The organism is Roseibium polysiphoniae, assembly GCF_014842925.1.
GTDB classification, from domain to species: domain Bacteria; phylum Pseudomonadota; class Alphaproteobacteria; order Rhizobiales; family Stappiaceae; genus Roseibium; species Roseibium polysiphoniae.
In genome coordinates, this window is record NZ_JACYXJ010000004.1 from 172225 (window position 1) to 193798 (window position 21574).

Annotated in this window: 20 protein-coding genes; 10 read left to right on the plus strand and 10 right to left on the minus strand. The window is 57.0% G+C overall.

What is annotated here, in order from left to right:
- Positions 1–94: 94 nt before the first annotated feature.
- From IG617_RS11020 to pyk, 3 genes are read left to right on the plus strand one after another with little or no spacing between them, the layout of a single operon-like run.
- A complete protein-coding gene (locus tag IG617_RS11020) occupies positions 95–1402 on the plus strand; it encodes a glycerate kinase type-2 family protein (RefSeq protein WP_192109282.1) in 1308 nt (435 codons plus the stop codon).
- A gap of 42 nt (positions 1403–1444) precedes the next feature.
- On the plus strand, positions 1445–1933 hold the full coding sequence (locus IG617_RS11025; RefSeq protein ID WP_209008422.1) for a DUF1036 domain-containing protein: 489 nt from the start codon (positions 1445–1447) through the stop codon (positions 1931–1933).
- Positions 1930–3366 carry a pyruvate kinase gene (gene pyk / locus IG617_RS11030; protein WP_192109283.1) on the plus strand — a complete coding sequence of 479 codons (1437 nt, stop codon included), beginning with the start codon at positions 1930–1932 and terminating at the stop codon, positions 3364–3366. Before IG617_RS11025 ends, pyk begins: the two co-directional genes overlap by 4 nt.
- 78 nt (positions 3367–3444) lie before the next feature.
- Here the strand turns inward: pyk and mepK are convergent, their stop codons facing one another.
- Both mepK and IG617_RS11040 read right to left on the minus strand, forming a co-directional pair.
- The gene (mepK, locus tag IG617_RS11035) at positions 3445–5259 is read right to left on the minus strand and encodes a peptidoglycan L,D-endopeptidase MepK (protein WP_338109965.1); all 1815 of its coding nucleotides are present in this window, start codon (positions 5257–5259) and stop codon (positions 3445–3447) included.
- Positions 5260–5533: 274 nt separating this feature from the next.
- The gene (locus IG617_RS11040) at positions 5534–7126 is read right to left on the minus strand and encodes a sigma-54-dependent transcriptional regulator (RefSeq protein WP_192109285.1); all 1593 of its coding nucleotides are present in this window, start codon (positions 7124–7126) and stop codon (positions 5534–5536) included.
- A gap of 200 nt (positions 7127–7326) precedes the next feature.
- On the opposite strand from IG617_RS11040, the gene IG617_RS11045 reads away from it, so the two are divergent.
- The 5 genes from IG617_RS11045 to IG617_RS11065 all read left to right on the plus strand — a co-directional run bounded on the left by IG617_RS11045 (position 7327) and on the right by IG617_RS11065 (position 12766).
- On the plus strand, positions 7327–9153 hold the full coding sequence (locus IG617_RS11045; RefSeq protein ID WP_192109286.1) for a M3 family oligoendopeptidase: 1827 nt from the start codon (positions 7327–7329) through the stop codon (positions 9151–9153).
- A gap of 38 nt (positions 9154–9191) precedes the next feature.
- A complete protein-coding gene (locus tag IG617_RS11050) occupies positions 9192–10097 on the plus strand; it encodes a heme-dependent oxidative N-demethylase family protein (RefSeq protein WP_192109287.1) in 906 nt (301 codons plus the stop codon).
- Between the two features lie 94 nt (positions 10098–10191).
- On the plus strand, positions 10192–11571 hold the full coding sequence (locus IG617_RS11055; RefSeq protein ID WP_192109288.1) for an ABC1 kinase family protein: 1380 nt from the start codon (positions 10192–10194) through the stop codon (positions 11569–11571).
- 122 nt (positions 11572–11693) lie between these two features.
- The gene (locus tag IG617_RS11060; RefSeq protein ID WP_192109289.1) at positions 11694–11975 is read left to right on the plus strand and encodes an aa3-type cytochrome c oxidase subunit IV; all 282 of its coding nucleotides are present in this window, start codon (positions 11694–11696) and stop codon (positions 11973–11975) included.
- A gap of 119 nt (positions 11976–12094) precedes the next feature.
- A complete protein-coding gene (locus IG617_RS11065) occupies positions 12095–12766 on the plus strand; it encodes a pseudouridine synthase (RefSeq protein ID WP_192109290.1) in 672 nt (223 codons plus the stop codon).
- Between the two features lie 12 nt (positions 12767–12778).
- Here the strand turns inward: IG617_RS11065 and IG617_RS11070 are convergent, their stop codons facing one another.
- The 3 genes from IG617_RS11070 to rpsU form a co-directional block, all read right to left on the minus strand.
- A complete protein-coding gene (locus IG617_RS11070; RefSeq protein ID WP_192109291.1) occupies positions 12779–13372 on the minus strand; it encodes an NAD(P)H-dependent oxidoreductase in 594 nt (197 codons plus the stop codon).
- A gap of 72 nt (positions 13373–13444) precedes the next feature.
- Positions 13445–14284 carry a tetratricopeptide repeat protein gene (locus IG617_RS11075; RefSeq protein WP_192109635.1) on the minus strand — a complete coding sequence of 280 codons (840 nt, stop codon included), beginning with the start codon at positions 14282–14284 and terminating at the stop codon, positions 13445–13447.
- A 211-nt stretch (positions 14285–14495) separates the two neighbouring features.
- The gene (rpsU, locus tag IG617_RS11080) at positions 14496–14726 is read right to left on the minus strand and encodes a 30S ribosomal protein S21 (protein WP_153771893.1); all 231 of its coding nucleotides are present in this window, start codon (positions 14724–14726) and stop codon (positions 14496–14498) included.
- A 340-nt stretch (positions 14727–15066) separates the two neighbouring features.
- Between rpsU and IG617_RS11085 the strand changes: the two genes are divergently transcribed.
- The gene (locus IG617_RS11085; protein WP_209008423.1) at positions 15067–16461 is read left to right on the plus strand and encodes an MATE family efflux transporter; all 1395 of its coding nucleotides are present in this window, start codon (positions 15067–15069) and stop codon (positions 16459–16461) included.
- A gap of 34 nt (positions 16462–16495) precedes the next feature.
- On the opposite strand, the gene IG617_RS11090 is transcribed toward IG617_RS11085, so the two are convergent.
- From IG617_RS11090 to IG617_RS11100, 3 genes are all read right to left on the minus strand, one after another.
- Positions 16496–17590 (minus strand): 5-(carboxyamino)imidazole ribonucleotide synthase, encoded by a 1095-nt coding sequence (locus tag IG617_RS11090; protein ID WP_192109293.1) that lies wholly within the window; start codon positions 17588–17590, stop codon positions 16496–16498.
- Between the two features lie 33 nt (positions 17591–17623).
- Positions 17624–18112, minus strand: coding sequence for a 5-(carboxyamino)imidazole ribonucleotide mutase (gene purE / locus IG617_RS11095; protein WP_286175901.1), 489 nt, complete (start codon positions 18110–18112; stop codon positions 17624–17626).
- Positions 18113–18227: 115 nt separating this feature from the next.
- Entirely contained in the window at positions 18228–18434 is a 207-nt protein-coding gene (locus tag IG617_RS11100; RefSeq protein WP_192109294.1) for a YdcH family protein, read from the minus strand.
- 337 nt (positions 18435–18771) lie between these two features.
- Between IG617_RS11100 and IG617_RS11105 the strand changes: the two genes are divergently transcribed.
- Positions 18772–18951 (plus strand): YdcH family protein, encoded by a 180-nt coding sequence (locus tag IG617_RS11105; protein ID WP_153771897.1) that lies wholly within the window; start codon positions 18772–18774, stop codon positions 18949–18951.
- A 63-nt stretch (positions 18952–19014) separates the two neighbouring features.
- On the opposite strand, the gene IG617_RS11110 is transcribed toward IG617_RS11105, so the two are convergent.
- On the minus strand, positions 19015–20649 hold the full coding sequence (locus IG617_RS11110; RefSeq protein ID WP_192109295.1) for an acyl-CoA synthetase: 1635 nt from the start codon (positions 20647–20649) through the stop codon (positions 19015–19017).
- A gap of 79 nt (positions 20650–20728) precedes the next feature.
- Complete coding sequence (locus tag IG617_RS11115) at positions 20729–21493, minus strand: sulfite exporter TauE/SafE family protein (RefSeq protein WP_192109636.1); 765 nt, start codon at positions 21491–21493, stop codon at positions 20729–20731.
- Between the last annotated feature and the right edge of the window lie 81 nt (positions 21494–21574).

Sequence of the window (21574 nt, forward strand, 5' to 3'; positions counted from 1 at the left end):
GAACAAGTCTGCAAATTGATGGAAACCTCGTGATTCTCTTCAGATACATACGGTTCCTGCCGCGACTGAAGAAAGCGCACATGAAAGGCAAAGCATGACTGAGGAACGCCCGAACCTGGAGTTGCTTCGTGCCATGTTCGATGCAGCCGTAGCCGCGGCGCTTCCGGAGAACTGTCTGCCACCGTATTTACCTGCTCCGGCGGAAACTGGACGCATTGTTCTGCTGGCCGCCGGCAAAGGCGCTGGGGCTATGCTGGAAGTGGCGGAGCGGCATTATCGCGAAACCTTGGGGTTGGATCGTGATCGGTTGATCGGGCTCGGCGTGACCCGCCATGGCTATGCCCGCCCCACCGGAACGATCGAATTGATCGAGGCAGGTCATCCGGTGCCGGACGAAGCTGGTGTGAATGCGACACGTCGATGCCTGGAGTTGGTCAAGGCTGCAGGCCGTGACGACCTCATCGTTGTTCTGCTTTCTGGCGGTGGGTCGGCCAACTGGATCGCGCCTGTCACGGGCGTGACGCTTGATGACAAACAGGCGCTGACGAAGGCTTTGTTGCGATCTGGCGCGACAATCGACGAGATCAACAAGGTGCGCAAGCATCTCTCGCGCATCAAGGGTGGTCGGCTGGCGGCCCTTGTCGGCGATGCACGCATGACGACCCTGGCCATCTCTGATGTGCCCTATGATGATCCCGCAGCAATAGCCTCCGGCCCGACTGTGCCAGATGGATCGACGCTCGCGGATGCCCAGGAAATTTGTACGCGCTATGATATCGAACTTCCCGAGTCGGTGCGCGTGGCCTTGAATGACCCTGCGAACGAGACGCTTAAGCCAGACGATCCCGCGTTTGAGCGCGCGGAGTTCAAGATCGTCGCCAGGCCTCAAGCGTCTCTGGAAGTTGCTGGCGAGGTTGCGCGGCTTGCAGGTTACGAACCTATTTTTCTCGGAGACAGCCTGGAGGGTGAAGCCAGAGACCGTGCGCACGAGCATGCCGACCTTGCAAAGGAACTCGCCAAAGAAGGACGGAGAGCGGTCTTGCTCTCGGGTGGTGAGCTGACGGTCACAATTGCCGGTGATGGCAGCGGCGGGCCGAATCAGGAATATGCACTGGCACTGGCACTGGGATTGTCAGAAACGCCGATGGTCTCTGCGCTGGCAGCCGACACGGATGGAACGGACGGTGGAAAAGGTTTGGCGAGTGATCCTGCCGGCGCCTATGTTTTTCCGTCCACCATTAGCCGTGCACGTTCTTTCGGCCTTGATCCCGCCTCATTTTTGGTCAGAAACGATAGCACGCGTTTCTTTCATGCGCTTTCGGACCTTCTTGTCCCCGGTCCGACTTTTACAAACGTCAACGACTTTCGAGCTATCATCGTTGACAATACTGACATGTCCTAGCAAAAAGCTAATGTTATAAAGCCGCGAGACAAACGACTGAATATGAGCAACGATGGGGAACGACGCCGGACGGGGCCTCTTGGGCTTTTCCGCTTTGCTGTGAAGACAGCATTGGGCGCATGCGTGACTCTGCTGCTTTTGTCAGCAACTGGTGGTGTGGCAAAGGCAGATCTTCGTCTATGCAACAAGACGGAGAGCAAGGTCGGGATTGCAATCGGTTACAAAGACAAGACCGAATGGATCACCGAAGGCTGGTGGAATTTAGACGAGAATTCCTGTGAAACACTCGTTCCAGGTGCTCTCGTGTCACGCTACTATTACATCTACGCTGTCGATTATGACCAATTCGGCGAATGGGGGGGGCGCGCGTTCATGTGTACGCGCGAAAAGGAATTCACCATTCGTGGTATTGAAGACTGTGTGGCTCGCGGCTTTGAGCGCACAGGTTTTTTTGAGATCGACACGGGTGAGCAGAGTAGCTGGACAGTTCAGCTGACAGAGCCCGTGCAACAGGGGACAGGCGGGCGATGAGACGTAACCGACGAGTTAAGATACTAGCAACTCTCGGACCCTCCTCTTCAGAACAAGACATCATAGAAAAGCTGTATTGCTCCGGTGCGGACGTGTTTCGCATCAACATGAGCCATACTGACCATGATCGTCTCAAGATGCTCGTTGAGCGCATCCGTTCGGTTGAGGAAAAGGTTGGACGGCCAATTGGAATTCTGGCTGATCTGCAAGGACCGAAACTTCGGGTTGGCATCTTCAAGGATGGCCCGGTCATGCTTGAAAACGGTGCTACCTTCACCTTGGACACAGATCCGGCTGAAGGCGATGTGAACCGGGTACAGCTGCCGCATCCGGAAATCTTGAAGGCGCTCGAACCGACCCACCGTCTGCTTCTGGACGATGGCAAGATTCAGCTTCGCGTCGTCGAGTGCACGGACACTTCAGCAGTGACTGAAGTCATCGTCGGCGGCAAGCTTTCCAACCGCAAGGGCGTCAGCGTTCCCGATTCTGAAATTGCGACGAGCGCGATGACGGAGAAGGATCATCGCGACCTTGTCGCTGCTCTCGAACAGAGTGTTGACTGGGTCGCGCTTTCGTTTGTTCAGCGCCCGGATGATATCGCTGAAGTGCGCAAGATCACACGCGGTCGTGCTGGTGTTCTGGCAAAGATCGAAAAGCCCCAGGCGATCGGCCGTTTGGCTGAGATCATCGAGCTTTCGGATGCCATCATGGTGGCGCGTGGCGACCTCGGCGTTGAGATGCCGCTTGAGCAAGTGCCGGGGCTGCAGAAGCAGATCACGCGTGCTGCAAGGCGTGCAGGTAAGCCGGTCGTGATTGCAACACAGATGCTTGAATCCATGATTACTGCTCCAGTGCCTACGCGCGCTGAAGTCTCTGACGTTGCCACTGCGGTTTTCGAAGGCGCTGATGCGGTCATGTTGTCTGCAGAATCGGCTGCTGGCGATTTCCCGGTTGAAGCTGTCGAGACGATGGACAAGATCGCCCAGGAAGTGGAGCAGGATCCGAATTTCCTGAACATCATCCATGCGCAGCGCACAGAGCCGGAAGCGACAGGTGCTGATGCGATTTCCGCAGCGGCGCGGCAAATTGCTGAAACGCTGAACCTTGCGGCTGTCGTCTGTTACACGACTTCAGGTGCTACTGGTTTGCGCGCTTCTCGTGAGCGTCCATCCTCTCCGCTTATCGTGTTGTCGCCGGTTGTTGCGACGGCACGTCGGCTTGCACTGGCCTGGGGGCTTCATTGTGTGGTCAGTGAAGACGCTGCCAATGAGGATGACATGGTCGATCGCGCTTGCCGGATCTCCTTCACCGAAGGTTATGCCAAGCCTGGTCAACGGATCATCGTGACGGCCGGGGTGCCTTTCGGAACGCCTGGTTCGACCAACATGCTGCGGATTGCATTTGTCGGCAGTGATGGTCAGGGCGGCATTTGACAGTCTAATCGATTAGACGGACCAATATAAAAAAGGCGGCCGCATTGGCCGCCTTTTTTGTCTGATCGGAAGAGTGTCTCAGCGAGCGAATGTTACCGGCAGGACAATGACGGCCGGGCCGTCGAAGCGATCCGTACGCAACGCGCCATATGGGAAGATCTCGAAGCCGCCGCTGACGAATCTGTTGCCTGGTGCCAGGAAGTTTTCCAGCGTTCTCTGCTTCGGGTGACTGAGTGACGCAAAAAGCCCATGCCGGGTGGTGCCGCTGCCGGAAATCAGACGGGGCTCGGTTTTGTCCGGTAATCCGGCAAAGCCTGCAAGCGGATCCTTGATCTCATCAAGCGGGATGCGGCCAGAGACCGACCTCGCGACGGCGTTGGTCGCTGCGCCTGGCCGCGGAAGTTGCGGAGCTTGCATAGAAGATGTGCTGCGTGGCGCAGGGGCAGGCTTGGAAAGCGAAGGAATCGCGGTCGCAGACGCATAGGCGAGCGTTGCCGGGGCTAAGGTATCAGACGCTGGTGAAACCGTGCTGCCGCCAGTTGCTGCAACGATAGCTGCGACCGGATCCGTCGCTGGTGCCACCGGCGGAACGGGTACGTTTCCGGAAATGCTTTGTTCGTTCAGCGCAGCCGCCTGGGTTGCCGCGACCAGTTGGTCAGCCGGTTTTTGCGCCGGTAGTTTTGTGGCGACGTCGAACCTGCTGCTGTCGGCGAGCGGCGCCGGGGGAGTAGGTGTGATGCCCTGTTCAAGTGCGACGCGTTGACTGTCGAGCGTATTGGGAGCCGCAGCAGATGCCAGCTGCGTTAAGGCGTCAGCTTGGGCCGGTACCTCTGGTGCGAGAGACGGCTTTGAAGACGGAACAATGCCCGCAATTATGATCCTGTCATCGGCCTGAGGAGCAACTTCGGGTTCTGATCCCTCTTTCACCACGGGAATTGGCGGTGCCTCGGTGACGGGAGCAGCAGCTTGAGCTGGTGAGGAGTTGTCACCAGACCTGCGAACGCCGGGCAATGCCCCTGGCGGCAGCGGTGCGTCGTTCGGTCGAACGGCCGCGACCCTGGAACGTTGTGCCACGTCATTCGAATTGTTGTTGCGGAACAATGAAGCGAGCAAGTTTCCACCGCCCGAGGCCTGCGCCTCAGCAGGTGCGGGCCGGACAATGTCACCAGAATTGCGTACCGACTGACCAGTGGTTCCGCCTGATCGCACGACAGGTGCGGGGCTTCTGCTGGCGACGATCGTCGGACTGCTTGAACGCTTCTTGCCGGATTTGCTTTCTGCCAAAGCGAGTTTGTATCCCTTCATCGGTTTGCCATCCGACGGGAAATGCAGCGTCTTGCCATCCGGGAAGACCTTGGCAAGCTGAGATCGGGACATGCGCGGCCAGTGACGGACACTGCCCGTGTCCATGTGAACGAAGGGCGAGCCCGACCGCGGATAATAGCCGACACCGCCGACCTCCTGGCGCAAGCCTGTTGCGCGCAATTTGGCCAGGTTCACGCCGGGGATATAGAAATCCATAGCCTTGCCGAGCGTATGCTGGCTGTTTTTGGCCACGCCACGTGAGCGCTTGCGAAGCATGTTGTTGGTTGCAGGCGAGCGATAGCTGGAAACGACGTAAATCGGCTGCTTGCCACGAACCTTCTGATAGACCTCCCAGACAAGATCGAGCAGTTTTGGATCGATGTTGGTGATCTCGTTGCGGCGCCAGTCGCGCAGAAACCGATTGGCTTCGCGCAGACCGGAGGGGATATAGCGGCCGTTCTTCTTGAAGGTGACTTCAACGCGTTCTTTGGTGTGGGTGTTGTAGAGCTTCAACGTCCGGGTCTCGGCGGACGCAGTGCCGATTGCAAAAATAGGCAGTGATGCCAGCAGACACAAAAGGGTTGCCACACGCTGCAGCCCCCTTACGGCGTCGAATCCAACTAACCGTTTACGCAAAATACCATCTCGCCGTTGTTGATGGCCCTTGGCCCATCCCTTGCTCCCCAGCAAAAGCAAAAATAGCTCGCGCAGGTTAAGAAGCTTTTACCCTGTTTTCATTTGAGCCAAAAACGTGGCGGAATTGCAACTTCGCTTTCTTTTTTTGAGAAAGTTTTATCCTGAAAAAGATTGGCCAAAATTTGGCCCCGATCGTCTGGGGCTCCGCAATGGCTTTGCCTTTGTGTCAGGCCGCCGCATCCTTGTTGCCGTCCTGATCTTCCAGACCATATTCCTTCAGCTTTCGATAGAGCGTCGAGCGGCCAATGCCAAGGCGCTTGGCCACCTCTGTCATGCGTCCGGAATAGTGGTTGATTGCGGTTCGAATAAGCTCTTCTTCCACATCCACCAGCTTGCGGACATGACCGTCATTGTCGAGGCTTCGCATGAAGCCGAAGGGGGCTGCGTGGCGAAACGCATCATGAGATGCAGCCGAATGTGTTTGCGCGATTTGGTCGTGGTTCGGCAATGCCGTGTCTGAAGCCGGACTGCCGGCGGCGGGCGTCGACGGGGCTTCTGCTGCCGCTGACATGGGCGCTGCATGAGCCGACATTGACGAACGGCTGGCCACCTGCGGGTTATGGTCTATGGCTGCAGCGACTTGCGGGAAATCATCGGCGGTCAGGCTCGCTCCGTCGCACAGAACGACGGCGCGGAACACGGTGTTCTCAAGCTGACGGATGTTGCCTGGCCAATTGTAAGCCTGAAGCATGGCAAGGGCGTCAGGCGCGATGCTCGCGACTTGCGGCTTTCGCTCTTCGGCGGCAAAGCGCGCCAGAAAGTGACGGGTCAGTGCGGGGATGTCTTCATGTCGATCGCGCAGCGGCGGGATCCAGATCGGGAACACATTCAGGCGATAATAGAGATCTTCGCGGAAAGCGCCTTCTTTGACCTGGTCGATCAACCGGCGGTTCGTCGCAGAAATCAGGCGGAAATCGACTTTCACAGGGCGCTTGGCGCCGATGGGGTCGATCTCGTTTTCCTGGATCGCACGCAGCAATTTGACCTGAACCTCCGGTGGCAATTCGCCGACCTCGTCGAGGAAGAGGGTACCGCCGTGGGCCTCCTGGAATTTTCCGACATGTTTGTCGACCGCGCCGGTGAATGCCCCTTTTTCGTGGCCGAAGAGAATGGATTCGACCAGATTGTCGGGAATGGCGCCACAGTTGACCGTCACGAGCGGCTTGGATTTGCGGTCTCCCGACCCCTGAATAGCGCTGGCGATCAGCTCCTTGCCGACGCCGCTCTCACCTTCAATCAGGATCGGAATGTTCGAAGAGGCAGCACGTTTGCCAAGGTTGATCACACGTTCCATTGCTGGCGAATGTGTGATGATATCCGAGAAGGTCAGTGTGCCGGAGGCCTGCTTCCGAAAGCGGGTGATTTCGCCTTCAAGCGCGGAAGTCTTTAAGAGATTGCGGATGGAGACATCCAGGCGCTCTGGACCCACGGGCTTGACGACGAAGTCCTGCGCGCCAGCGTTCATCGCACTGACAACTGCATCGATCCCGCCATGCGCCGTCTGAACAATCACTGGGATCGAAATCTTTTGGCCGCGAATTTTGGTCAGGACGCCGATGCCATCAAGCTCTGGCATGACCATGTCCAGGATGACGAGGTCGACATCGGCCCCCTCCGGTCCGGTCAGGATACGCACCGCCTCAGCGCCGTTTTCAGCGAGTTTGACCTTGTGTCCAAATTTTTGAACAGCCTCTTGAAGCAGACGCCGTTGGATCGGATCGTCATCGACTATCAGGATTTTGCCGCTATTGGACTGCATCTTCGCCGTTCCCGGATGTTCTATTCTGTCTCAATTCGGGCCATTTTGGTTTGATACCGGTAAACAAATCGTCCTGTAGGTCGAAAAAAATCAGTGATGGACAGATTGCGAAGACAGGCCTGCAAAGCCTACACATTTGGGTAGCTGGTCTTGGTGCTGATCTGTGCCTGCCTGATTTCTTTCAGTTTCGGAGATAACAAATGCCCTTCGACAAAATCGTCCGCACTGTTGCAGAAGGGGCTGCGGCCGAAACACTGGGGCCCTTGCCTGAGTGGGACCTGAGCGATCTGTATGACGGGATCGATGCACCGGAAGTTGCCGCCGACCTGCAGGCTGCGCTTGATCGGGCCAAGACCTTTGAAACCTCCTACAAGGGCAAGCTCGGCGAGTTGGCTTCCGAAAATGTCAGCGCACTCGTTACGGCCATACGGGCTTACGAAGATCTCGAAGACCTTCTCGGGAGGCTGATATCCTTTGCCGGTCTGGTTTACGCCGGAGATACGACCGATCCAAAGGTTCAGAAGTTTTATGGCGACGTGCAAGAGCAGATCACCTCATCGAGCTCCCATTTGCTGTTCTTCACGTTAGAGATGAACAGGATCGACGACCCGGTGCTTGAGACGGCACTCGAAGACAAGGCACTCGCGCATTATCGTCCTTGGATCGAGGACCTCCGCAAGGAAAAACCGTTTCAGCTGGAAGACCGCGTCGAGCAGCTGTTTCATGAAAAATCCGTGACTGGACGTGGTGCCTGGAACCGGCTCTTTGATGAAACCATTGCATCGCTCACGTTTGATGTGAATGGCGAAACTCTGTCAGTCGAGCCGACGCTGACCTTGCTTCAGGATGCGGACCCGCAGAAGCGCGAGCAAGCTGCCGAAGCCTTGGCTCAGACTTTTTCGGAAAATTTGCGAACCTTTACGCTCATCACGAACACGCTGGCCAAGGACAAGGAGATTTCTGACCGTTGGCGCAAGTTTGGTGACATCGCGGATAGCCGTCATCTTGCGAACCGGGTCGAGCGGGAGGTTGTCGATGCCATGGTCGCCGCCGTTCGGGAGGCCTATCCGAAGTTGTCGCACCGTTACTATGCGATGAAGGCGAAGTGGCTCGGCGTTGAGAAACTCAATCACTGGGACCGCAACGCGCCGCTTCCACAAGCTGACAAGAGCGTCATTTCCTGGGATGAGGCGAAAGGAACGGTGCTTTCGGCTTATGGTCAGTTTTCGCCCGATATGGCGGATATCGCCCAGAGGTTCTTCGACGAAAACTGGATCGATGCACCCGCACGATCTGGGAAGGCTCCGGGCGCCTTCGCTCATCCGACGGTCCCGAGTGCGCATCCCTATGTGCTGGTCAACTATCAGGGTAAGATTCGGGATGTCATGACGCTTGCCCATGAGCTTGGGCACGGCGTGCATCAGGTTTTGGCGGGACACAATGGGCCGCTTATGGCTCCCACTCCATTGACGCTTGCCGAAACTGCCAGCGTGTTTGGGGAGATGCTGACGTTTCAGTCGCTGCTGGAAAAGGCAGAAACAAAAGCTGCGCGAAAGATCATGCTGGCGGGCAAGGCGGAGGACATGATCAACACGGTTGTTCGCCAGATCGCGTTTTATACCTTCGAGCGCAAGCTTCACACGGAACGCCGAAACGGCGAGTTGACGTCGGATCAGATCGGCGACCTTTGGCTGGATGTCCAACGTGAGAGCCTCGGGCCGGCCGTGCAGATCAATCCCGGCTACGAAACATTCTGGACCTATATCCCTCACTTCATTCATTCGCCGTTTTATGTGTATGCCTATGCGTTTGGCGATTGTCTCGTGAACTCGCTCTATGCGGTCTATCAGGACGCGGAAGAGGGTTTTCAGGACAAATATTTTGAGCTGCTCAAGGCAGGCGGAACCAAGCATCATTCCGAGCTTCTGGCTCCGTTCAATCTGGACGCGAGCGATCCTGCCTTCTGGAAAAAGGGCCTGTCCGTGATCGAGGGCATTATCGACGAACTTGAGGCAATGGAAGACTGAACCTCCCTAGTGCGGGGAGGCGGTTCGAAGGCTAGCTCATGTCTTTCAAGCATACGCCATATGATGGTTCGAAGCAGCCGTTCACGGTTGGCCTCGAGCCGGTTTCAGAAGCGTTCTGGCTGGAACCGGACGACCACATTGCGGAACATTTGGAACGCAAGGGGGAACTCCTGCGATCCAATCGCGACGCCGTTTTCCGCGCCGAGGCGGATACGGAGCAGGCCCAGCAGGAAACGCTGGCGCTGGTTGTCGACCATCTGCAACGCTGTCATGCTGAGCGCTATGACCTTTCGGCAGAACTGCCGCGCCCGCGCGGTCTGACGAGCAGTGCTTTTCAGGATGACGACGCGCCGCTCGTCGTTGCAGCGCAGATGGTTCAGGAGGATCTGGTTCTCATGCGGCCTAGCCCTGAGGGCTACCGGCTCGCTGCCGCCTGTCTTTGCTTTCCGTCATCATGGTCTCTTGTGCAGAAATTTGGTCAATCCATGCATGACATTCATTTGGGTGTGCCCGGGTTCAACGGTGCGCGCATGGGACATGTCGTTGGCCGCATTTTCGAGAACCTGAAGACCGGACAGCTGATAGAGCGCTATAATTGGTCTATCTACGATGATCCGGATTTGCATCATCCACAACCCAAGCGCATTGCAACAGACACTGCTGAAGAAGACGCTGCATTGCTCGGCCGTTTGTTTTTGAGGGTGGAGCGCCAGACATTACGCCGCCTTGAAGGGACGGGTGACATCGTTTTCACGATCAAAGTTCATCACGATCCAATGTCTGCGCTGCGGGCCCACCCACGCAGTTCTGAGTTGGCCAATGGTCTGCGGCAGCAGCTGCTCGACCTTGAGCCGGATCAATTGGCCTACAAGGGTCTGACTGAACATCAAAGTCGTCTTGCGGATGCTCTCCAGGACCTGAGCCCACCGTCAACGGTCGCGTGATTCTCTCAGCAGTTGGTCTGGTGACTGGTCAAAGTTGGTCTGTGTTCTAAATGAAGACATGGAAATCGAGGCGTAGCAAAGGAGTCCGCTCGAGATGGCACTGGAAAAAGACCGGGAAGGCAACCGGCTGACAGCGCGTGTCGGGCGCTATGCAAAAGTGGGAACCAATGTTGGCGGAATTGCCGCCAAGCTCGCCGGCGCACGTTTGCTTGGTTTCGATATCGACAATGAGAAAAATGCGGCTGAAATCGCTGCTGCCCTTGGCGGGCTAAAAGGACCACTGATGAAGGTGGCGCAGCTGCTTTCCACCATCCCGGATGCCTTGCCGCCTGAATACACAACAGCGCTGGCCGAGCTTCAGGCCAATGCACCCCCGATGGGCTGGGCCTTCGTGAAGCGCCGGATGCGCGCCGAGTTGGGCGCGGACTGGCAATCCCGGTTTCGGGAATTCGGGAAGGAGCCGGCGGCCGCTGCATCTCTTGGCCAGGTCCATCGGGCGGTTGGCACGGACGGGCGCGATCTTGCCTGCAAACTGCAATATCCTGATATGGCTTCGGCCGTCGAAGCGGACCTCCAGCAGTTGCAGATGCTGTTTTCACTGCATCGGCGCATGCAGCCTGCGATCGATACCAGGGAGATCGCGAAGGAAATCAGTGCTCGTGTTCGCGAGGAGCTGGACTACAAGCGCGAAGCTGCCAACATGGCGGTCTATCGAAACGTTCTTCACGACCGTGACGATATCCGTGTGCCGGATGTTGTCGAAGAGCTGTCGACAAAACGTCTGTTGACCATGGGGTGGCTCGAAGGCGAACCTCTGCTGTCGTTCAAGGAGCATTCGCTTGAAGAGCGCAACAGGATTGCAACGACGATGTTTCATGCCTGGTGGCATCCTTTCAGCCATTTTGGCCTGATCCACGGAGATCCGCACCTCGGAAATTATGCCGTCTTTAGCCATGAGGGTGCGCCAGCTGGCGTAAACCTCCTCGATTACGGATGTGTTCGGATCTTTCCCGAAAGCTTTGTCGGGGGCGTTGTGGATCTTTATTTGGGGCTACTGGAAGGGGATGATGCACGTGTTGTGGCCGCCTATGAGCGCTGGGGATTCATGGGGCTGACCAAAGAGCTGATCGAAATTCTGAACATCTGGGCCCGCTTTATCTATGGGCCGTTGTTGACGGACCGCGTGCGGTCTATCGCCGACGGGGTCAGCGCAGCCGAATATGGCCGGAAGGAAGCTTTCAAGGTGCATAAAGCCCTTAAGGAACTTGGTCCGGTGACCGTTCCTCGTGAGTTTGTCTTTATGGATCGGGCAGCGATTGGTCTTGGCGGCGTCTTCTTGCATCTGCGCGCGGAATTGAACTTTTTCCGTCTTTTTAACGAACAGATTGACGGGTTTTCTTCCTCCGCGGTCGCCGAGCGGCAGGAGAAAGCGCTTCGAGCAGCTGGTGTGCCACTGACCCAAACTGCTGCCTGAGAGGCATTTTGCCGCAGTTATGCCTTTCGTAACGCCGTTATTCTTTGAGGAAAGCGTTGCCCGCGTATATGGCTTTATTGTAAACCCGCTATCGAACTCGCAATTTGAACCTGGGGGACTGAATGTCTGACAACTCCGCGCCTGCAATGGACTACGAAGCGCACGAGCGCACGTATGAAGGCTTCATCAACTTCTCCAAGATCGGCACTGTTGCTGTCCTGAATGTCATGCTGTGTCTGATCCTGTTTGCGTTCGGTGGCACTGCGGCGACGATTTTTGGTTGGCTCATGCTCGTTGCGACGCTGATCGCGACTGCGATTGGAATGGCGCTCGGTGAAAAGGGCTGGGTACCGTCCGCGGCAGTTTTCGGTCTGACCGCGGTGATTGCGATCCTGACCGTCTGACCTGGTCTGATTGCCTTTTGGGACGGTCGGCGTAAACGCTGGCGACAAACTCGAGTTGAGAGGCGCAGGAAAGATCTTCTGCGCCTTTTGTTTTGTCGCTCTTGCGCTATAAGCGCGGCATGGCTTCTACGCAGCTCTCTTCCTTCATCTACGATCCTCCTCAAGACCCGCGTCTCGAGGTGATACATGCTGATGACGATATTCTGGTGGTGAGCAAACCTTCGGGGCTGTTGAGTGTTCCAGGCAAGGCGGAAGAGCATTCCGACTGTCTCGAAGCACGCGCCAAAGTTGCTTATCCCGACGCACGGATCGTCCACCGGCTTGATATGGATACATCAGGTGTGATGGTGCTTGCGATGAACCCTATTGCCCATCGTCACCTGGGACTGCAGTTCGAACGCAGGAAAACCGCGAAGAGCTACATCGCCAGGGTCTGGGGAACAATGGAGGGCGAGCTGGGCGAGGTTGACTTGCCGCTTCGCTGTGACTGGCCGAACAGACCAAAGCAGATGGTCTGTCACGAGCATGGCCGGAACGCCGTCACTGGTTGGCAGGTGCAGGCGCGCGAAACTCGAGCCACAAGGGTCAAACTCTTGCCAGTTACAGGACGTTCGCACCAATTGAGAGTGCACATGCTGGTGCTCGGAAACCCCATTCTTGGGGACCGCTTTTATGCAGAAGGGGAGGCCTTGGCTGCGGCAGACCGACTTCAGTTGCATGCGGAAGAGCTGACGTTTCATCACCCTACGGGGGGCGAGCGCGTCACATTCAGCGCAGAGTGCCCCTTCTAGTTTTGCGTAGCCCTAAATCGCCTTCTTACCCATTGCTTCGATTTTTCGGAGCCAGGCGTTTCTATTTTCTGAACTGACCCTGTCGACCATTCCGAAAATTGTGTCACGAACTGGTTTGAATCCAATGAACCGAAGAATATTGCGTTCAAGGCTTTTCAGACCGTGCGCCATGTACCAGAGACGGAAGAAAAATGCGGGCATCCCCATGGTGACAATCACCCGCGCTGACTTTCCTTTTAGCCGCCCCTTCGGGAATTCGCCCGGGCCGGTCGGCTCAAACGCCGTGTCCTTATGCAGCACCTGTTCCAGGAAACCCTTCAGGAGTGCAGGCATGCTGCCAAGCCAAAGCGGGAAGACGATCACCATGTGATCGGCGGAGAGGACAGCGTCCCGGGCAGGGATCAGGCTCTCGGGAGACGGAGCGTTTTCGAAATGCTCCGGCGAGCGCAGGAGTGGAAACTCCAAGCGAGAAACCTCAATCAAGATCACACGATGGCCTGCAGCTTCTGCGTCGCGCCGATAGGCGTTTGCGATTGCATGGCAAAAGTGACCTGATGCGGGATCTGGATGTCCGTCGACGACGACAATCGATTTGCGTGGGGGCATTGCGATCTCCGGAGTGAAAGACAAAGCTCCGGAGATTTTACATGTTGATCGAATGTGCTGCGTTGACAGAGATCAGAGTGATCTTTGTCCCTTGTTCACGCGAGCCAGGCCTTCTCTTGCGAGATCATTCGAGGCGTCGAGGTTGAGCGCCTTGTTGTAGTTGCGCCGCGCATCTTTCGTCTTGCCGAGCAGCTCGAGTGCAACGCCACGATTGGCCCATGCGATCGACGAGCGCTTGTCCAGGTTGACGGCAACCGACAGATCAGAGAAAGCCGCGTTGGGATCGTTGATCGCAAGGTAGGAGATGCCGCGTGCGATATAGGGCTCATCCGCATTGGGGTTGAGACCAATTGCTGTCGCAAAATCCTCGATCGCGCGCTGATGCTGGCCCTGTGCCTGATGGATGAGGCCGCGGTTGTGAAACGCCCTGGCGTCGGAGCTGTTCCTGGCTATGACAGCGTTGAAATCGTTCAGGGCAGGACCGTATTGCCCAAGCTGCCTGTATGCATTGCCGCGACCGACATAGGCCACATCATAGTCCGGCTTGATATTGATCGCCCGGGTGTAGTCGGAAATGGCGGGCTGCATTTGCCCGAGCCGACGATGCACCAGCGCCCGGTTGGCATAGGCTTGATAGGACTGCGGGTCGAGCTGTAGCGCTGTGTTGAAATCGGCGATCGCCTTGTCGAGTTTGCCAGCCTGACCATAGGCAATACCCCGGGTGTTGTAAGCACCTGCATCGCGCGGGTTCGAATCGATCACAGCCGTGAGTGATTCGATGTTGGCGGAAGAGCCGACAGCTGTGTCGACAGGAACGCCCTGATAAATACCGGACGATTGGCATGCGGCCAGCAGAAGCGTTCCCAACAGCAAGGCAACCGATCGGAGCGACGCAAATCGCTTTGTATTCATGAGAATAAGAGCGGATTTGTCATGCTTCATCGATGGGACTGCCTGCTGATCGATAGCGCTTTTCGCCGCGCCTGAATTTACCTTGCGTCTGTTCTTTGGCTAGTAAAGCCATTGGACAATTGCAAGCGCCAAAAGCCAGCTGCGGTCGGCAGCCGGCTTCATTCATAGCGTAGAAAGATTACTTTTCCGAAAAACGTCGGTCAGGCGCAGATTAACCGCGGCCGCCTGTACGGCCCGGGAGAAGACCTTCGCGCTGAGCAAGCTTGCGAGCCATCTTACGGGCACGACGAACAGCTTCGCCTTTTTCGCGGGCTTTTTTCTCAGACGGCTTCTCGAAATGACCGCGGAGCTTCAGCTCGCGGAAAACGCCTTCGCGCTGCAATTTTTTCTTCAGCACCCGAAGTGCCTGATCGACATTGTTGTCGCGAACCAGAACCTGCACGCCTCTGTTTCCTGTATTGTGACGGTTCCCGAGTGCTTCGCGACCGCAATTTCCGATTAGAAGACTAGTAAAGCGATTGTGGCGGCCAGCAAAAATCCCGACATCCCACTCGCTTTGGCGCGCGTCATATCAAAGGTTGCAGCTTCTGTCCACAGGCCTTTGGGTGCTTCTGGGTGTCGTGAGGGAATAATTCGACACTTTTTATTGCTGCGCGCGGCTGGCCAGGCTGCTGGACAGCCTCCTCCTTTGGGACTAGAGGGGGTACTCACCCCTCTTTGGATCGCGAGGGAATTCTCCCATCGCGGACTACAAGCTTTTAGCACCAGTCATGGAGGCCGACTTGGCCGTCGACGACCGATCAGGACAGTCAGACACAGGGCTTTCTCGGCTTTGGCGCAGCGATATTCGACCGACGCTGGCGCTTGGCTTGCCTCTTGCCGGTGCACAGATCGCGCAGATGGCGATCAACACGACGGATGTCTTGATGATCGGCCGTCTGGGGGCGGAAGAACTCGCCGCATCGGTGCTGGCTTTCAATATGTGGATGCTGCTCTGGTTCTTCGGCATGGGCATCATTCAGGCTGTCATTCCCCTTGGCGCTCAGGCGCGTGGTCGCCGTGCGGCCCGTGACCTGCGCCGGACAGTCAGAATGGGTGTGTGGGTGGCCGTGCTCTATTGCCTCCCTGCCTGGTGCATCACGTTTTTCGCGGAAGAAATTCTCGTGGCTCTCGGTCAGGATCCGGATATTGCCGAGATCGCCGGAGGCTATATGGATGCGCTGCAGTGGTCTCTGCTGCCAGCGTTGGTCATCATGGCTATCCGCGGATTTTTGACCGTTATGGAGCGCTCGCAGATTGTTCTCTACGCGACGCTTGCGGGACTCGTTGTGAATGCTGCGCTGGATTATGTGCTTATCTTCGGAGAGTTCGGTTTTCCGCGACTGGAGCTGGTTGGGGCAGGGATTGCCTCTGTCTTTACCTCGGCTGCCACCACGGCGATCCTGCTGATCTACACGAGCCGGCAGCGCCAATTGAAACGATATGCGGTCCTGGGACGACTCTGGCGATCGGACTGGCAGGTGTTCTTCAAGATCTTGCGTCTCGGCTTGCCGATTGGAATCACGCTCGTGGCTGAAGGAGCGCTTTTTGCGGCGTCTTCGATCCTGATGGGCTGGCTTGGCACAATCCCACTGGCTGCGCACGGGATCGCGCTGCAGCTTGCGTCCATCACCTTCATGGTTCCTGTGGGGTTGAGCCAGGCCGCGCTGTCACGCGTTGGCTATGCGGCGGGTAAGAAGGACTTCGACGGTGTTGGGCGTGCGGGTTGGACCGCGCTTGTGATCACAGTGGCCTTCATGAGCTGTTTTGCTGTGGTTTTCTGGATCGTTCCGGCGCCACTTGTCTCGCTCTATCTCGACCTCAACAACCCCCAATCTGCGGAAGTCTTGTATCTGGCAACCTCCTTCCTGGCGGTGGCTGCGATTTTCCAGATCGTTGATGGCGGGCAGATCATTGGCACCAACAACCTGCGTGGTTTGGGAGATACGACCGTCCCACTGATCTACGCCGTGATTGGTTATTGGGTGATTGGTATCAGCCTATCTCTCGGGCTCGGCTTTGGAGCTGGCCTGGGCGGCGTTGGTATCTGGAGCGGTCTCGCGGGCGGGCTGGCCTTTGTCGGCATCCTAACCAACATTCGCTTCTACAGGCGTGAGAGTCTCGGCTTGATGAGCTGAGGCTACGTCTAAAGCGCGGCCTTACCACATTGGATCAGATCGACTTGGGCTTGATGCGGTTCACGTGACCCATCTTGCGGCCCGGTCTGGCTTCCGCCTTGCCGTATAGGTGCAGTCGAGCGGATGGGTCGGCGAGAACTGCAGGCCATCTATCGCATTCGTCACCGATCAGGTTTTCCATAACAACATCGGAATGGCGGCTGCCTGAGCCAAGTTGCCAACCGGCCACGGCGCGGATGTGCTGCTCGAACTGGGACGTCAGACACGCGTCTTCCGTCCAATGTCCGGAATTATGCACACGCGGAGCGATTTCATTGACCAGAAGCGTTTCTTCCGTGCCTGAGCCGCTCAAGAACATTTCGACACCCATCACGCCGACATAATCGAGGCTTGACGCGATACGCTCCGCCATGTCCCTTGCCGTTGATGCGGTTGAAGGCGAGACCTGTGCAGGCACGGTCGACGTTTTCAGAATGTGGTTCTCGTGGTGGTTCTCGGCGATGTCGTAGGCTTGGCAGGTGCCGTCGACGTCGCGCGCGACAATCACGGAAACTTCGCGCTCGAAAGGGATCAGTTTTTCAAGCACGGCCGGAGCGCGACCGATCTTGTCGAAAGCGCCCTTGGCGTCGTCTGCGGTGCGGATTATGACCTGACCTTTGCCGTCATAGCCAAAGCGACGGGTCTTCAGGACGCCGGCACCGCCGAGACGGTTTAGGGCAGCTTCCAGATCGTCGTTGCTGTCGACGGTCGCAAAGTCGGCGATTGCGACGCCGGCTGAACGAAGAAATTCCTTTTCGCTCAGCCGATCTTGAGAAACTTCAAGAGCCTTTACGCCGGGGCGAACCGGCACCCGGCTTGCAAGATGTGCAGCAGTCGGTCCTGGAACGTTTTCGAACTCATAGGTCACGACGCCGCAAGAAGCAGCGAAGGTGTCGAGTGCTGAAATGTCCTCGTAGGGTGCGACCGTATGCGTGAACGAAACATCGAAGGCGGGGCTGCTAGGGTCCGGACAGAAAACATGGGTCTTCAATCCAAGACTGGCAGCCGCCAGCGAGAGCATCCGGCCGAGCTGGCCACCGCCGAGGATCCCGATTGTATCTCCGGGCTTGAGGCGGATCTCGTTGCTCATGGACGGTTCCTTCGCAGATGTGATGGCTGGTGGTTAGCTGTCGACGGGCCGCTCGGTCACCGCGGCGGTTCGTGCCGAGCGGTAATCGTCGAGTGCCTGTTCGATTTGCGGGTTCATCAGCGCGAGAACTGCGGCGGCAAGCAAGGCCGCGTTGGTCGCGCCCGCCTTGCCGATCGCCAATGTGCCAACTGGAATGCCTCCGGGCATCTGGACAATGGAAAGCAGGCTGTCTTCGCCGGAGAGGGCACGGCTTTCGATCGGCACGCCAAAGACAGGGAGTGGGGTCAACGCAGCAGTCATTCCGGGAAGATGAGCCGCGCCGCCAGCGCCTGCAATGATGACCTTGAAACCTTCGTCTTTTGCGCTCTTGGCAAAATCGTACATTCGATCGGGTGTGCGGTGAGCCGAAACAATGCGTGCATCGAAGGCGATCCCGAGCTCGTCCAGAACATCGGCAGCATGTTTCATCGTCGGCCAGTCGGACTGGCTCCCCATGATGATGGCAACTTCAGCTTTTGGCACGTGGCTTATCCTGGATGCTTGAGCGTCTTTTGGAAAGGCGCGGAGTATAGGCAGGTACGGCACCTATGCAAGACTAGATTTCCAACATTGCCAGGACGCTTAGGCGCCAAGAAACTCACGCGATTATATCGGGGAACAACTGGTCTTCGAGACTGGAAATACGGTCCTTGATGAGGAGCTTCTTCTTTTTGAGCCGCTGCATCTGAAGGGCGTCGGCATTGCCTGCAATGGACAGGGCCTCGACAGCCGCATCGAGATCGCGATGTTCCTGGCGCAATTGTGCCAGCTCGATTCTTACGGCTTTGTCTTCCGTGTCAGCCATTTCACTCCCCCGAAAGCCTCTCAGCCGGTGAGCGTTTCCTCACGGCGACGGGTTTCTTCACAAACATCCACAGGCAGAGACATGTAGATGACCCCGAAGGCGACCTAGGCATGCCACAGTGCGTCTTCGCTTGCAATTCTATAAGCTGCTGAAGGCACTCTCAGTTTCAATTTTCTCAAGGGTTTGATCGTTCAATTTTAGCCTTTCTAAAGGCTGAAATCTGAAAGGTGGCCTAAGTCGGCAAAATAATTCTCCCGTTACGTAAACAGGGTTCGACAAGGCCTGTCAGCTTGTGGCACGATAATCCTGTTTGGCCCAACAGACAGGAGGCAATTCCATGTCCATGCAGTCGCATCTCGCAGAACTCGAGCGCCGTCACGCCGCACTGGAACGCAAGATCGAAGTAGCACTTCTCCACCCGAGTACGGACTCACTGGAATTGGCCGATATGAAACGAAAGAAGCTCAAGATCAAAGATCAGATCGAGCGAATACGAAGCGACGAAACGCTCCACTAACGCGGAGCTATTTTGAAAAACGCCGCGGCCCTGACCGCGGCGTTTTTTGTTTCTGACGTCTGCTCAGAGTAACTTCGCCTGCTCACGCAGTGCGTACTTTTGGATCTTGCCCGTCGACGTTTTAGGGAGTTCACAGAAGACTACGGTCCTGGGTGACTTGAAGCCGGCGAGATGTTCCCGGCAGAAGGAGATGATCTCCGCGTCGGTTCTTTCGGTGCCCTGTCGCAATTCGACGAAGGCACACGGAGTTTCCCCCCATTTTTCGTCGGGCCGGGCGACGACCGCGGCAGATGCAACATCTGGATGCTTGTAAAGCACTTCTTCGACTTCGATGGAGGAGATGTTCTCTCCACCTGAAATGATTATGTCCTTTGACCGGTCTTTCAATTGGATGTAGCCGTCCGAATACTTCACGCCCAGGTCACCTGAATGAAACCAACCGCCGGCGAAGGCTTCTGCGGTGGCTTCCGGGTTCTTCAGGTAGCCTTTCATCACCACATTGCCCTTGAACATCACTTCGCCGATCGTCTCGCCGTCGGCGGGAACGGGTTGCATTGTTTCCGGGTCAAGGACGGTCAGGCCCTCCAGGGCCACATAACGCACGCCCTGGCGGGCTTTTTTGGCCGCCTGTTCAGCCGGGGGCAGCGTGTCCCATTCCATCTGCCAGTCGTTCACGACGGCCGGGCCATAGACCTCTGTCAGGCCATAGAGATGAGTGACGTTGAAGCCGGCGTCTTTCATGGCCAAGAGGACGCTTTCAGGTGGCGGAGCGGCGGCTGTGAAGAACTCGACCTCACGGCCGAGTTCCCGCTTGTCTTCCGGCGCAGATCCAAGAAGTGTCGACATGATGATTGGCGCACCACACAGATGTGTCACCTCCTCATTCGCGATCAGATCCCACATGACTTTCGGACGGACCCAGCGCAAACACACATGGGTGCCGGCGACCACTGAGATCGACCAGGGAAAACACCAGCCGTTGCAGTGAAACATGGGCAAGGTCCAGAGATACACCGGATGCTTGGCCATGGACGTGGTGAGAATATTCGCCTGCGCCAGGAGGTAGGCCCCTCTGTGATGATAGACGACGCCTTTCGGGTTGCCTGTGGTGCCAGAGGTATAGTTCAGCGAAATTGCGTCCCATTCATCGGCGGGCAGTGACCACGCGAAATCGGCATCTCCCTCAGCGACGAAAGCTTCGTAGTCGAGTGTGCCGAGCCGCTTTCCATCCTGCGGAAACTCAGGGTCCGAATAGTCAATAACGATCGGCTTCACGCTGGCGAGCGCAAGGGCTTCCTCCATGACCGGCGAGAACTCGCGATCCGTTATCAAGACCTTTGTATTGGCGTGATCCAACTGAAACGCAATGACCGCGGCGTCCAGGCGGGTGTTCATGGAATGAAGCACTGCGCCGGTCATGGGCACGCCGTAGTGGGCCTCGAGCATGGGGGGTACGTTTGACAGCATGACCGTCACGGTGTCGTTCTTGCCGACGCCCACATCGGCGAGCGAGGAGGCCAATTGGCGCGCGCGGGCATAGAAGGTCCGGTAATCGGTTCTTTGTGTGCCATGAACGATCGCAGTTCTTTGGGGAAAGACATCTGCGGCGCGGGCGAGGAAGCTCAACGGGCTTAGCGAGGCATGGTTGGCCTCATTCTTTTCCAGACCGAGTGAAAATGGATGTTCGCCGCTGCTCATGACCTGACCCTCCCTGATCGTTATTTGAGCGCTATCAAAACGATAATTCGGACAGCCTGCAATCTGTCTAAAGGCCTAATCAACCTGCCAGGGCCGTCGCACCATCCCAGACCAGTTTGATGCCGACAACGGTCATCATCGCGTAGGTTAGCTTGTAAAAAATACCCTGATCCACGATCCTGACCAACCAAACGCCTACGATTGTTGCCAGCGGCGCGAGCGGCAGCAGCATGGCAGAGGTCGCAAGGTTTACAGTGTCAAACTGGCCAAGCAAAAAATACGGCACCAGCTTCACCGCATTGACGACCGAAAAGAATATCACCGCTGTGCCGGCAAAGAGCGTTGGAGCGAGCCTGAGCGGGACCATGTAGAGCTGGAATGGCGGGGCTCCGGTATGGCTGACGAAGCTGGTGAAACCTCCAATGGCTCCCCAGAACAGTCCCTTGCCCACGTTGTGATCGCGCGCCTCGTTCGCGCGTGCGCTTTTAAGAACGTAGTCGGCGACGAAAATCAGTGAAATGACGCCGACCAACAGGCGGACGAAGGCCTCGTTCACCAGCGTGGCCGTTGCCCAGCCAACCGCGATGCCGGCCATGGCCGCAGGCAGCAAAATCATCAGGCTGCGGCGGTCCGCATGGCCCTTGTAGGCAATCAGGCCAACCACATCCATCGCGACCAGGATCGGAAGCATGATACCGGCTGCCTGAATTGGCGAAATGACAAGTGCGAGGATCGGGACCGCCAGCATCGCCATGGATCCGCCAAAGCCGCCCTTCGACAGGCCGGCGAGGATGACCGCCGGAATCGCGGCGGCGTAAAAATAGGGATCGGCGATCGGATGCATGAAGATCGTTTCGAAAAAAGCGGAAGCGCGAAGGGGAGCGACAATCAATCATGGCTTTGCTCCTAGGTAAAGTCCCGGCCC